Source organism: Parahaliea aestuarii, from assembly GCF_008064635.1.
Lineage (GTDB): Bacteria > Pseudomonadota > Gammaproteobacteria > Pseudomonadales > Halieaceae > Parahaliea > Parahaliea aestuarii.
In genome coordinates this window covers 1-11,904 of the sequence record NZ_VRYZ01000006.1, presented here as the reverse complement: position 1 = coordinate 11,904, position 11,904 = coordinate 1, and the positions used below count along the sequence as shown (strand labels likewise).

12 protein-coding genes are annotated in these 11,904 nt (G+C 60.6%); 8 read left to right on the top strand and 4 right to left on the bottom strand.

The window, feature by feature from the left end; all coding sequences use genetic code 11:
• From FVW59_RS13455 to FVW59_RS13440, 4 genes are all read left to right on the top strand, one after another.
• Positions 1-735 (top strand): SURF1 family protein, encoded by a 735-nt coding sequence (locus FVW59_RS13455; protein WP_246139739.1) that lies wholly within the window; start codon positions 1-3, stop codon positions 733-735.
• Positions 736-813: 78 nt separating this feature from the next.
• Positions 814-2,136, top strand: a complete 1,323-nt coding sequence (locus FVW59_RS13450; protein ID WP_148064876.1) for an ATP-binding protein — start codon at positions 814-816, stop codon at positions 2,134-2,136.
• A gap of 36 nt (positions 2,137-2,172) precedes the next feature.
• The gene (locus tag FVW59_RS13445; RefSeq protein ID WP_148064875.1) at positions 2,173-2,571 is read left to right on the top strand and encodes an MAPEG family protein; all 399 of its coding nucleotides are present in this window, start codon (positions 2,173-2,175) and stop codon (positions 2,569-2,571) included.
• A 35-nt stretch (positions 2,572-2,606) separates the two neighbouring features.
• A complete protein-coding gene (locus tag FVW59_RS13440) occupies positions 2,607-3,161 on the top strand; it encodes a response regulator transcription factor (RefSeq protein WP_148064874.1) in 555 nt (184 codons plus the stop codon).
• 1 nt (position 3,162) lies between these two features.
• Here FVW59_RS13440 and FVW59_RS13435 read toward each other — a convergent pair whose 3' ends face one another.
• The gene (locus tag FVW59_RS13435; protein ID WP_148064873.1) at positions 3,163-4,353 is read right to left on the bottom strand and encodes a Bcr/CflA family efflux MFS transporter; all 1,191 of its coding nucleotides are present in this window, start codon (positions 4,351-4,353) and stop codon (positions 3,163-3,165) included.
• Positions 4,354-4,432: 79 nt separating this feature from the next.
• Here FVW59_RS13435 and FVW59_RS13430 point away from each other — a divergent pair, with 79 nt between their 5' ends.
• Entirely contained in the window at positions 4,433-4,642 is a 210-nt protein-coding gene (locus tag FVW59_RS13430) for a putative hemolysin (RefSeq protein WP_148064872.1), read from the top strand.
• A 40-nt stretch (positions 4,643-4,682) separates the two neighbouring features.
• Here the strand turns inward: FVW59_RS13430 and katG are convergent, their stop codons facing one another.
• The 3 genes from katG to FVW59_RS13415 form a co-directional block, all read right to left on the bottom strand.
• Positions 4,683-6,860, bottom strand: coding sequence for a catalase/peroxidase HPI (katG, locus tag FVW59_RS13425; protein WP_148064871.1), 2,178 nt, complete (start codon positions 6,858-6,860; stop codon positions 4,683-4,685).
• A gap of 129 nt (positions 6,861-6,989) precedes the next feature.
• Positions 6,990-7,841 (bottom strand): SDR family NAD(P)-dependent oxidoreductase, encoded by an 852-nt coding sequence (locus FVW59_RS13420; RefSeq protein WP_148064870.1) that lies wholly within the window; start codon positions 7,839-7,841, stop codon positions 6,990-6,992.
• 196 nt (positions 7,842-8,037) lie between these two features.
• Positions 8,038-8,532, bottom strand: a complete 495-nt coding sequence (locus tag FVW59_RS13415; protein WP_148064869.1) for a lipocalin family protein — start codon at positions 8,530-8,532, stop codon at positions 8,038-8,040.
• Between the two features lie 386 nt (positions 8,533-8,918).
• Between FVW59_RS13415 and FVW59_RS13410 the strand changes: the two genes are divergently transcribed.
• The 3 genes from FVW59_RS13410 to FVW59_RS13400 all read left to right on the top strand — a co-directional run bounded on the left by FVW59_RS13410 (position 8,919) and on the right by FVW59_RS13400 (position 11,747).
• The gene (locus FVW59_RS13410; RefSeq protein WP_187275884.1) at positions 8,919-9,872 is read left to right on the top strand and encodes a sulfotransferase family protein; all 954 of its coding nucleotides are present in this window, start codon (positions 8,919-8,921) and stop codon (positions 9,870-9,872) included.
• 5 nt (positions 9,873-9,877) lie between these two features.
• Positions 9,878-10,879, top strand: coding sequence for a phytanoyl-CoA dioxygenase family protein (locus FVW59_RS13405; protein ID WP_148064867.1), 1,002 nt, complete (start codon positions 9,878-9,880; stop codon positions 10,877-10,879).
• Between the two features lie 91 nt (positions 10,880-10,970).
• Positions 10,971-11,747, top strand: a complete 777-nt coding sequence (locus FVW59_RS13400) for a glutathione S-transferase family protein (RefSeq protein WP_148064866.1) — start codon at positions 10,971-10,973, stop codon at positions 11,745-11,747.
• The last annotated feature ends 157 nt before the right edge of the window (positions 11,748-11,904 follow it).

The following is an 11,904-nucleotide window of genomic DNA, read 5'->3' as shown; positions in this document are numbered from 1 at the left end:
GTGAATACCGCCATACGCCCGCGCCGCCTGCTGCACAGCGTTCTCGCCCTGTGCGCGCTGGCGGCCTTTGCCGGTTTTGTCGCCCTCGGCAACTGGCAGGTAGAGCGGCGGGCCTGGAAGCTCGACCTGATCGAGCGGGTGGAGGCGCGGGTCAGCGCGCCTGCGGTGGCTGCGCCCGGCACTGAGGATTGGCCGGCGGTTACCCGCGAGCGGGATGAATACCGCCACGTCCGACTGCAGGGGCGCTTTCTTCCCGATCTCGATACCCGTGTCGCCAGCGCCAGCGAGCTGGGCACCGGCTACTGGATACTCAGCCCCCTGCAACAGCAGGACGGCAGCCTGGTGCTGGTCAATCGCGGCTTTGTGGCTCAGGGCCAGCAGGCCGCGCCGGTACCGCCGGGTGCGGTAGAAGTGACCGGCCTGCTGCGGATTACCGAGCCCGGCGGCGGCGTGTTGCGGGACAATGAGCCCGAAGAGGATCGCTGGTTTTCCCGCGACGTTGCCGCTATCGCCGCCAAACGCGGCCTGTCCGGCGCTGCTCCCTACTTTGTCGATGCCGCAGCCGATACGGCGGGCAGTCCCGGGGGCAATGGGCCGGTGGGCGGGCTCACCGTGATTCGCTTCCACAATTCCCACCTGGTCTATGCCATTACCTGGTACGGACTGGCGCTGATGGTCGTGGGCGCGACAGTGCTTGTTATTCGTGAGGGGCGGCGCAAAGGGCAGCGGCGCTGACCACAGATTGCTCTGCCCGGGCCTGTGGGCGCGCTCCGTTGCGGCATCGTATACTGGCCGCCACAGGAGAACCCAGCAATGACTAAATCCCAGGCGGCCAGCAAGCCCGTCCTGCTCAATCGGGTGCCGGTTACCGAAAACGACGTCACCCTCGGCGAGAACATGCAGCAACTGGCGCAGCTGCGCTGGATGGCCGTCCTCGGCCAGTTGCTCACTATCCTCATCACTCACTATGGCTTCGGTGTCGAATTGCCATTGCAGCAGATGCTGTCGGTACTGGCGGGTCTGGTGCTGTTCAATGGCCTCAGCCTGCTGAGCCTGTCTTTTCGCCGCCCGGTCTATACCTGGGAGCTGTTCTTCGCCCTGCTGGTGGATATGGGCACACTGACCTACCAGCTGTACCTCAGCGGCGGTGTCACCAACCCCTTCGTGTTTCTCTACATTCTGCAGGTCGGCCTGGCGGCGGTCCTGCTGGCCTCGCGCTGGGCGTGGACGCTGCTGGTGGTCGCCATCGGCTGCTTCCTGTGGCTGGCCATTGCCGGGCAGCCCCTGGCCCTGCCCCAGGATCACTACTTGGGCCTGTCCAGCGTCTATGTACAGGGCATGCTGATCTGCTTCGTACTCAACGCCGTTTTACTTCTGATTTTTATCCATCGCATCACCCGCAGCCGCCGCGAGCGCGATGCCCGCCTGGCTGAGCTGCGCCAGCGCGCTGCGGAAGAGGAACATATAGTACGCATGGGGCTGCTGGCCTCCGGGGCGGCCCACGAACTGGGCACCCCCCTGGCCACCATCGCCGTCATTCTGGGGGACTGGCGCTACATGCCGGCGTTTACCTCGGACCCGGACCTCTACCAGGAAATCCAGGAAATGCAGGCCCAGGTGCAGCGCTGCAAGAGCATTGTCAGCGATATCCTGCTCAGTGCAGGGGAGACCCGGGGAGAGTCCTCGGAGGAAACCACCGTGTGCGAGTTCCTCGATAACCTGGTTCTGGAATGGAAGGCCAGCCGGCCAGTTAAACACCTGAACTTTGACAACCACTTTGGCGAAGACCTGGATATCGCTTCGGACTCGGTACTGAAACAAACCCTGACTAACCTGCTGGACAATGCCCTGGAAGCTTCGCCGGAGTGGGTCGGGCTTGAGGCGGCGCGGGAGGGCGATACACTGCGCCTGGTGGTGCGCGATCGCGGCCCCGGCTTTTCCCCGGAGATGCTCGAGCGCCTGGGGCGCCCCTACCAGTCCACCAAGCGGCGTGCCGGGGGCGGCGTGGGCCTGTTCCTGGTCGTCAACGTTGCCCGTACCCTGGGTGGCGATCTGCGGGCGCGCAACAATCCGGAGGGCGGCGCCGAGGTGATACTGAGCCTGCCCCTGACTGCTCTGGAACTGCAAGAAAGCTGAACCTTACTGACACAATAACAAACCAGGAGTCGTACCATGTTCACAGAAACCTACCAGCTGACCATACTCGCTTTCGGCCTGACCGGCCTGCTGCTGCTGATCCAGATGCTGGTGGCGGATTTTGCCGGCATGGGAGCGAAGCATACGCCCGGACACCCGGTGCCCGCGGACCACGGCAGCTTCTTTTTCCGTGCGGTGCGCGCACAGGCCAACACCAATGAAAGCATCGCCGTGTTCATCCTGCTGGCCCTGTTCGGCATGTTGGGCGGAGCTGCGCCGGCTGCACTGGGCTGGTCGGCCATGGTGTACGTGGCCGGTCGCGCCGGCCACATGGTGTTCTACTATGCCGGGATTGGCCTTGCCCGCAGTATCTGTTTCGGCATTGCCTTGCTGGGTCTGGCAGCCATGGCGGTGATAGGCTTCATGGCTCTGTAGGCCAGGTGGATTGAAATAAAAACAAGGAGCAGAACGTGGCTGAGGTAGAGCCAGAAGACAATGAACGCACACTGATACTGATCGAGGACGACGCTGCCTTCGCCCGCACCCTGGGGCGCTCTTTTGAGCGGCGCGGCTACACCGTTCTCAATGCCAGCAGCCTGGATACGGCGCTGCCCCTGCTGGCCACCCACCAGCCCGGCTATGCAGTGGTGGATCTGAAACTGGAGGGTGAGGCTTCGGGCCTGGCCTGCGTCAAGGCCCTGCACAGGCACGACCCTGATATGCTCATTGTGGTGCTGACCGGCTATGCCAGTATTGCGACCGCCGTGGAAGCGGTGAAGCTGGGGGCCTGCCACTACCTGGCCAAGCCGTCCAACACCGACGATATCGAGGCCGCCTTCCAGACTGCCGAGGGCAATACCGAAGTCGCCATCACCGGCCGTTCAACCTCCATTAAAACCCTGGAATGGGAGCGGATTCACCAGACTCTGGCGGAGACTGACTTTAACATCTCCGAAACCGCTCGACGCCTGGGCATGCACCGCCGCACCCTGGCCAGGAAGCTGGCCAAGCAGCAGGTGAAATAGCTCAGTCCTGGCGGGCCGACTCGCGCCGCCGCGACCAGTGCATGCAGAGGAAGCTGGCAACGGCGCAGGCGGCGATGCAGATCACCACACTGAGCAGGGCTTCCGGCAACAGGTTACTCAGGGCTGAAGCGGCACCACCCAGGCCGAACTGGGCGGTACCCATGACCGCCGCCGCCGAGGCGGCGCTGCGCGGGAAGTCCTCCAGGTAGCAGGCCTGAATATTCGGGCTGATAGCGCCGAGGGTGCCTGCGTAAAGCATCATCGCCGGCAGGAAGCCGAACACCGGCCATTCCAGCACAGCGGCCAGCAGGACCAGCGCAGCGGCAACCACCTGCACCCGGGTGGCGAAGTACATGATGGGGCGCGGCGACAGGCGGTTCAGCAGCAGGCGGTTGAGCAACACGCAGGCGAACATCGCGAAGATGTTGCAGGCGAACAGCAGGGTGAACATGCCGCGGGATTGCTGGAAGTGATCCTGGTAGATGAAAGAGGCGTAGGTGACAAACATGATCAGGCCGCCGAAGGAGGCGGTTTGCCACAGAATATAGGGCAGGGCGCTGGGGGTTTTGACCACGCTGATATAGCGTTCGACAAAACCGATGCCATCGGCCGGCCTGGGTTTGCGCGGCCCCCTGAACACCGTCGCCATCAGCAGCGGCAACATGGCGAGGGCATAGGCGCCGAGGTACACGAAAATCAGCCCCCAGCTACCAGCTTCGAGAATCGCGGCGCCGATGGCCGGGGCAATGGCCGGGGCCACAATGGACACCATGCCGATCATCGAAAACAGTTTGGCGGCCTGTACGCCCTGTACCTGGTCGCGCACGATGGCGGGAATGGACACGCCAATCCAGCCGCCGCCCACCGATTGCACGAAGCGGCCGGCGAGCAGTTCCTGCAGGCTATCCACCCGGGAAAGATAAAAAGCCGCCAGGGCGAAGACCCACAGCCCGGTGACCAGCACCCGCCGCCGTCCGTAGCGGTCGGAAAAGGCGCCGCCGCTGAGCTGGCCCACGGCAAAGCCCAGCATGTAGATGGAAATGCTCAGGGATACCTGGTGGATGGTGACACCGAGGGACTCGGCGATCAGGGGGAACGCCGGCAGGTAGGTATCGATGGCGAAGGGGCCCAGCATCATGGTGAAACCAAGCACGAACACAACCGAAACGGGGATGGTGGCGTTTTCCTGCATGGTTTTGCTTCCTTTCGGCTTGCTGCGAGCTGGGTGTAGATTGTAGCGGCCTTAACCGACTAATCCGAGGTTGCGCGACATGCACAAATCACAACTGCTCTTGCTGGCGCCCTGGATACTGGCTGCCTGCCAGGCGAAAGTCCCGGAACAGGCGGCCATTGGCAAGCCCAATCCCGCCGCGGAATACTGCGTGGCACAGGGCGGCCAGTACGATCTTGAGACGGGGAAATGCGCCAGGGCCGATGGCGAGGTGGTCGACGCCTGGGAGTACTTCCGGGCGTCGCAGTGATTCTCTTCGCCGCCCCCGCAGGGGCAGCGAAGGCAGTGGGTTATGCCGCCAGGTCGAAGCGATCCGCGTCCATCACCTTGACCCAGGCGGCGACGAAGTCCTCGATGAACTTCTGCTGGGCGTCGTCCTGGGCGTAGAGCTCGGCATAGGCGCGCAGGATGGCGTTGGAGCCGAACACAAGGTCCAGGCGGGTGGCCGTCCACTTCAGTGCACCGCTGCTGCGGTCGCAGATTTCGTAGGTGCCGTCTCCGGCTGGCTTCCAGTTGTTGCCCATGTCTGTCAGGTTGACGAAGAAGTCGTTGCTGAGTGTGCCGACGCGGTCGGTGAAGACGCCGTGGCTGCTGCCGCCGTGGTTGCTGCCCAGCACGCGCATGCCGCCCACCAGTACTGTCATCTCCGGCGCTGTGAGGCCCATTAGCTGGGTGCGGTCCAGCATCAATTCCTCGGGTTTCACGGCAAAATCCTGCTTCAGCCAGTTGCGGTAGCCGTCGTGTAGCGGCTCCAGCACATCGAAGGAGTCCGCGTCGGTCATGTCGTCGCTGGCGTCACCGCGGCCGGGGGAGAAGGGCACGCTGATGTCGTGGCCGGCCGCTTTGGCCGCCTGCTCGATACCGACGTTACCCGCCAGCACGATCACGTCGGCAAGGGAAGCGCCGCTGGCGGTCGCGATGCCTTCCAGCACACCCAGTACCTTCGCCAGGCGCTCGGGCTCGTTGCCCTCCCAGTCCTTCTGCGGCGCCAGGCGAATCCGCGCGCCGTTGGCACCGCCGCGCATATCCGAGCCGCGGTAGGTGCGGGCGCTGTCCCAGGCGGTGCAGACCATCTCGCTGACGCTGAGCCCGCTGGCGGCGATCTTCGCCTTGACGGCAGCGACATCGTAGTCAGTGCTGCCGGCGGGGATCGGATCCTGCCAGATCAGGTCTTCCCGGGGCACCTCTGGACCGATGTAGCGCACTTTCGGACCCATATCGCGGTGGGTCAGCTTGAACCAGGCGCGGGCGAAGGTTTCCGAGAAGTAATCCTGGTCCGCGGCAAAGCGCTCGGCGATCTTGCGGTAGGCCGGGTCTTCCTTCATCGCCATGTCGGCGTCGGTCATGATGGGCATACAGCGGATCGATGGGTCTTCCACATCCACCGGCATGTCTTCTTCGCGAATATCCACCGGTTGCCACTGCCAGGCGCCGGCGGGGCTTTTCTTCAGCTCCCAGTCGTAGCCCAGCAGCAGCTTGAAGTAGCCGTTGTCCCATTGGGTGGGGTGAGTGGTCCAGGCGCCCTCAATACCACTGGTGATGGCGTCGCGGCCTACGCCCTTGCCGGTGGGATTGCGCCAGCCCATACCCTGTTCTTCCACATCGGCGGCTTCCGGCGCCGGGCCAAGCAGCCCCGCATCGCCATTGCCGTGGGCCTTGCCGATAGTGTGGCCACCGGCTGTGAGGGCGACGGTTTCTTCATCGTCCATTGCCATGCGGGCGAAGGTGTCGCGCACATCGTGGGCGCTTTTCAACGGGTCGGGGTTGCCGTCCACCCCTTCCGGGTTGACGTAGATCAGGCCCATCATGACGGCGGCCAGCGGGTTTTCCAGTTCCCGGTCACCGGAGTAGCGGCTGTCCGGGTTATCTGTGGGTGCCAGCCAGTCTTGCTCCGAACCCCAGTAAGTGTCCTTCTCCGGGTGCCAGATGTCTTCGCGGCCGAAGCCGAAGCCGAAGGTCTTGAGTCCAACGGATTCGTAGGCGATATTGCCAGCGAGAATGATCAGGTCGGCCCAGCTGATTTTGTTGCCGTACTTTTTCTTGATCGGCCACAGCAGGCGCCGGGCCTTGTCCAGGCTGACGTTGTCGGGCCAGGAATTCAGCGGCGCGAAGCGCTGGTTGCCGGTGCCGCCGCCACCGCGGCCGTCGGCCAGGCGGTAGCTGCCCGCCGCGTGCCAGGCCATGCGTACCATCAAACCGGCGTAGGTGCCCCAGTCTGCCGGCCACCAAGGCTGGCTGTCATGCATCAGGGCGTGCAGGTCGGCCTTCAGGGCAGCAACGTCGAGCTTCTTCAGTTCCTCGCGGTAATTAAAACCGGCGCCCAGGGGGTCCGTCTTGCTATCGTGCTGGTGGAGAATGTCGAGGTTCAGGGAATCCGGCCACCAGTCAGTGTTGGACCTGCCAGCTGATGTCATGGAGCCGTGTATGACCGGACATTGGCCGGAGGAAGCGGGTGCGTTGTTGCCCATCGTAATCTCCTTACTGCGTGCGGGAAGCGGCGTAGTGTTGGAGTTGGCTCCAACACTGAAGTTTACTATAGACGTCGATCCGGCAGTGGTGAAATCGAATGATTGGAATCCCGCGATAGCGAAAATCGATCATGAGGTCTCGTCAGACCCAGCCCCCGATGCAGCAAACAACTTGCGATGCAGTTGCGGCGCAAAGATAACCGGCCGCTGTTGCTGATCCAGTGCGGCGTCGCTTTCCGCCAGCCAGTAGATGATCTCGGCAACGGCCTGCGGTGAGGTGGGGTTGAAGCGGGCGGCAATCTTGTCGTCGAAGCCGTTGGCCTTCATCACCTCCGTGAGCACGAATCCCGGTTCCACCGAGAAAAAGCGTACGCCGCAGTCCGGGTGCTCCACCCGCAGGGCGGGCATCATGCGGATCAGTGCCGCCTTGGAGGAGGGGTAGGCAAAGCCCCAGCCGCCTTCGTCCGCCGGGGCGGGGGGATCGTTCAGCGCAGAGCCGGAGACCATATTGATCACCGCGCCTGTCCGCCGCTCCAGCATCCCGGGCAGCAACTTTTTCACCAGTGCCAGCGGCGTGAGCACATTGCCACGATAGATTTTTTCCGTCTGTTCGACCTGCACATCAAGTACCCGCTGCATATTGCCAGGACCCTGGTAGCAGGCGTTGTTGAACAGTACATCGATGCGGCCGAAATGTGCCAGCGACTGGTCGGCTGCCGCCAGCACCGAGTCGGTATCCAGAATATCCGAGCGCACCAGCAGCACCTCGGCGCCCTGTGCGCGGGCCGCTTCGGCGGTGGCCTCCAACGAGCCGGGCAGGGCGCTTTGGGTGGACTGCCAGCTACCGTGTTCGTGCTGTTCACCCTCCTTCAGGGTGCGGGCGGTCAGCGCGAGATTGTAGCCCCGGCGGGCAAACTCGATGGCGGTAGCGGCGCCGATGCCGCGACTGGCACCGGTGATGAAGGCGGCTTTTTTTGTCATTGGGCAACGTCCGCTTGTTTGCGATGACTGCCATTTAACGCGGCCCGGGCGCTGTTACCAAGCCGTAGGCAGGATGCACTTCAAACTGGTTCAGCTAAGCAGGCAGGCCAGGCAAAACGAACCCTGGTTGGTATGTCTTGTTTACGGCGGGCAGGTGACCCGCTACCGGCGCTCGCCGCGCCCGCCAGTAGAGGCACTACTGCTCCCTCGCTGGCGGTGCGCCCGGCAGGGGTTTGTGGTCGACAAAAATCAGCTTGCTGGTATCGAAACCGAGGGCCGCCGATTGTTGTTTGAATCGCTCGATGACCTGCGGATCGGGGTGCGGTGTTCTTGCCAGCAGCCACAGGTAGGAGGTGTCCGGCCCGGAGACGAAGGCGTACTGGTAGCCCTGCCTGTCCAGTTCGAATACGACGTAGGAACCGTAGAAAGGCCCGAAAAAAGACACCTTGAGGTAGGCGGTATTCTCATCTTCCACCGGGTAGGCCTTGCCGCGAGCAGTTTGCCACTCGCCCTCAGCGGCGGAATAGCCCCGGTTGACCACCGACACGCCGCCGTCGTCTCGCAGTGCGTATTCCGCAGTAACCTGATCCAGGCCGCGCTCGAAGGAGTGATCCAGGCGGGCGATTTCGTACCATTCGCCCAGGTAGCGCTCAAGCTCGAAGTCACTGACTGGTGCGACGCCGGCCGGCATGCCCAGGCATCCTGTCAGGCCAAGGGTTACCAATGCGATGAGAAGGTATTTCGGGTATTTTGGTGGAGCATGGGCGCGATGCTCGGACACTGTAATTCACCTGTGCTGCCGGAGACGAGGAGTCAGCTTCACCGATTGGCATAGCGAAGGCAACAGGCTGGCCGGCGGAGAATGCCGTTACCACTGCATAGACTCCAGGCGGCAGTTAGTAAAAGTAATTCGGCCTATTGTTGCCGCGTGTATATGCAAGGTCGGTGCCATGTAAGTCCCGCGTCTTGTTTCCTTCATATCAATCCTTATACTACCGAATGCTTCTCGTGCGCCATTCTTGTGCTGCATTAGTCCAAGACTGCGTCACACCTATAGTCCGGAAAGTTACTGCCTATATGCCCCTACCCAACCTCGTCTGTGTCGGCATGGAAAAATGCGGCACAACGCTACTGAACTCGGTCTTCTCTGAATCCCGGGACATACTGACACCGCGTAAAAAGGAGCTCTTCTATTTCAACGAGAATTACGACAGGGGGGCGGATTGGTATCAGTCCTGGTATGACTTCGACAGCAAACCGAACGCCAGGTATATCTGCGATATTACCCCATCATATTTTCGATCAGAGCTAAGTATCCGGCGCATCTGCAAAGATCTCGACAACCCGAAGGTCCTGCTTGTCTTGAGGCACCCTGTGCATCGTGCCTTTTCGCACTATGTCCACAGAATTCGCCACATAGCACTCAATCTCGATGCCTACGGCAAGTCCTTTTACGATGAGTTAAAAGAACGCGCCAAAAATCCGCTTCTGTTCCCACGCTACGATCGCGTCGTCGAGAGAATGTTGCAGTATGTCGACCGGGATCGCCTGTTAATCCTCGTCTATGAGTCGGATTTTCTCGACTTCGAGCAGTTGAATGCGAAAATCTGCAGTTTTCTCGATATAAGTGACCTTGATTTTGGCGCCTTCAAGGGCAGACAGGTCAACAAGGGCTTGATGCCCGGCATCTACTATGGCGACCGGAAAAGCGCCTCCTCTGAAATAGAACTTGAAGGCGAAACGCTGCAAGTGCCGCCCAACCACCTCCTGCTGGCCCACGCCAAGGGTACCGAGACCTGGGACAGGGTCGATCCACAAACTGCCCGCGATAATGTCGCCGCCGCCAGCAGGTGGACCCGTACACTTTCGGCAACGGATGTAGAATCAATCTACGAGGAATATTTCAGTGAAGAAATCGAGCGTCTTTGCCAACTGACCGGCCTCGACCTGGATGCCTGGGGTATGCTGCGCGATGGCGTGGCATATGAGAGAGCATTGCCCCCGGCCCAATACCTGACAAGACAAGGATAAATGCCATGGGCGCCAAGACACCGGAATTTGCCCCGCTGTGGACTGACGCTGAGAATGCTCTCAGCATCCTGGAAAGCAAACTCTCTCAGGCGACGGTTACTGGGCAGCAAGCCGCCCAGCTGGAAAGCCTTATACGCTTCGGGTTTGCCATCATACCGCAGGCAATTAGCACCGGGCAGGCGGATGCCCTGCGACAGGAAATCAACTCGGTCTCATCCCGGGCGGAATACTTCCTCGCGCGCCGGGCGAGAAAAGCCTATACACACCCGGTCCCGGATATTTACGACGATCCGACGTTTCGCCTGATAGACTTCCACGTCAATTCAGCGTTAGCGCGGGAAGCAATATTCTGTGAAAAAATTGTAGATCTGCTGAGGATTGTATTCGACGATGAATTGAACGCATTCCAGTGCCTTACCTTTAATTACGGATCACAGCAGGCAGCCCACCAGGACACTGCGTACGTGGTGGTGTCCGAACCGCTGCAATTCCTGGCATCCTGGATTGCGCTCGAGGACGTAGAGCCAGGCAGTGGTGAACTGGAATATTATCCCGGCAGCCATAAACTGGAGCACCATCTCTTTGGTGAAGCTTCAAAGTCGTGGAACCCGGAGATTCACGGGCGGCCCGCCCACAAAGCGTTCCTCGATGGACTCATATCGCGCTGTGAGCAACAAGGGCTGGAGGCGACGGCCTTCCTCCCCAAGAAAGGCGATGCCCTGATCTGGGCTTCGGACCTGGTGCACGGCGGACGCAAGATGGAGTCTCCCAGGACACGCTACTCGATCGTGACTCATTACTGCCCCAGCACCGTTTACCCAAATTTTCGCAATTTCACCAGCTATTTCCATTTGCAGGCGGTACAACCGCATTGCTATATAAGTTCTCGCCATTACGATCTTACAAAGAGAGCCCCGTCAGGCTGGTGGAGCAAGCTGTTCGGAAGGCAGCACTTCAGTAACCAGATGCTCAAGCCGGCCTTTATGGGCCAGCAGGAGTCGGATTGATAGTGGCGAAGAGCCTCCCGATTGGAAAAAAGCAGTCCGACTCGATAAAAATCCATCCAAAACGATCTACTAATAAGAAGTGGGGTAGCCCTTGAAACAACGTATTACCAGAACGCTGGCTTCCAGCCTGATGATGATCACCGGCCTGTTGGGCGCTGGTTCCAGTCATGCGCGCGATGTCAGCAAAGCGCTCGAAATGCCCGAAGTGACTATCTATCACCTGGAAGGTCGTCGCTCCGAGCGCATTGTCTGGTTGATGGAAGAGTTAAATCTGCCCTACAAACTGGTTTTCGAGCGCGGCGACCTGGGAAAATCCATGGCCAATATCCGCGAAGTGAACCCCGATGTGCCCATGGCTCCGACGGTTACCATTGGCGATCAGGTGCTGGTGGAATCCGGTGCGATTATTGAAGTCATTATCAATCGCTATGCGCCAGGGCAATTACAACCGCCGCTGGAAAGCGTGGAATACGCCAACCACATGATGTGGATGCATTTTGCCGAAGGCAGCCTGGCGTCGCGGCTGATTGCGGATTATCGGGTGTGGATGGTGAACCCGCCCACCGAGCGTTCGCGCATGGTGGATTCGGAAGCAACCGTGCAATACGCAGAAAACTACCTGGCCAAGCACGAATGGTTTGGCGGGGATGCGTTTTCAACGGCCGACATCATGATGATGTTCCCACTGAATTTTGCCACCGCGTTAAACATTGTCGATGAAGCGCAGTTTCCAAAAATCGCAGCATGGAAGAAAAAGGCCGAAGCCCGCCCGGCCTATCAGCGCATGCTCAAAGCAGCACGCCCCGATGGATTGATAGGCGCACTGCCCAGATTGCCCCAGCACCTACCTTCCGGGTCGCGTCAGTAAAAGTGGTTTAGCAACCCAACGGCACCTTTCGGCTCTTCATCATAAACGGGGGACACCGGCATTCATTAAACTGATTTTGCGAAGATCGTTTAATGGAGAGAACACCGATGTCCCACGCAGGAACCATTATAGGCATACCTGGGCTGGAGGTAGTACG

Bases quoted from the DNA above. Each gene is read 5' to 3' on its own strand.
- FVW59_RS13450 (WP_148064876.1), top strand. From the start codon at position 814: ATGACTAAATCCCAGGCGGCCAGCAAGCCCGTCCTGCTCAATCGGGTG.
- FVW59_RS13445 (WP_148064875.1), top strand. From the start codon at position 2,173: ATGTTCACAGAAACCTACCAGCTGACCATACTCGCTTTCGGCCTGACC.
- FVW59_RS13435 (WP_148064873.1), bottom strand. From the start codon at position 4,353: ATGCAGGAAAACGCCACCATCCCCGTTTCGGTTGTGTTCGTGCTTGGT.
- FVW59_RS13430 (WP_148064872.1), top strand. From the start codon at position 4,433: ATGCACAAATCACAACTGCTCTTGCTGGCGCCCTGGATACTGGCTGCC.
- katG (WP_148064871.1), bottom strand. From the start codon at position 6,860: ATGGGCAACAACGCACCCGCTTCCTCCGGCCAATGTCCGGTCATACAC.
- FVW59_RS13420 (WP_148064870.1), bottom strand. From the start codon at position 7,841: ATGACAAAAAAAGCCGCCTTCATCACCGGTGCCAGTCGCGGCATCGGC.
- FVW59_RS13415 (WP_148064869.1), bottom strand. From the start codon at position 8,532: ATGCCGGCCGGCGTCGCACCAGTCAGTGACTTCGAGCTTGAGCGCTAC.
- FVW59_RS13410 (WP_187275884.1), top strand. From the start codon at position 8,919: ATGCCCCTACCCAACCTCGTCTGTGTCGGCATGGAAAAATGCGGCACA.
- FVW59_RS13405 (WP_148064867.1), top strand. From the start codon at position 9,878: ATGGGCGCCAAGACACCGGAATTTGCCCCGCTGTGGACTGACGCTGAG.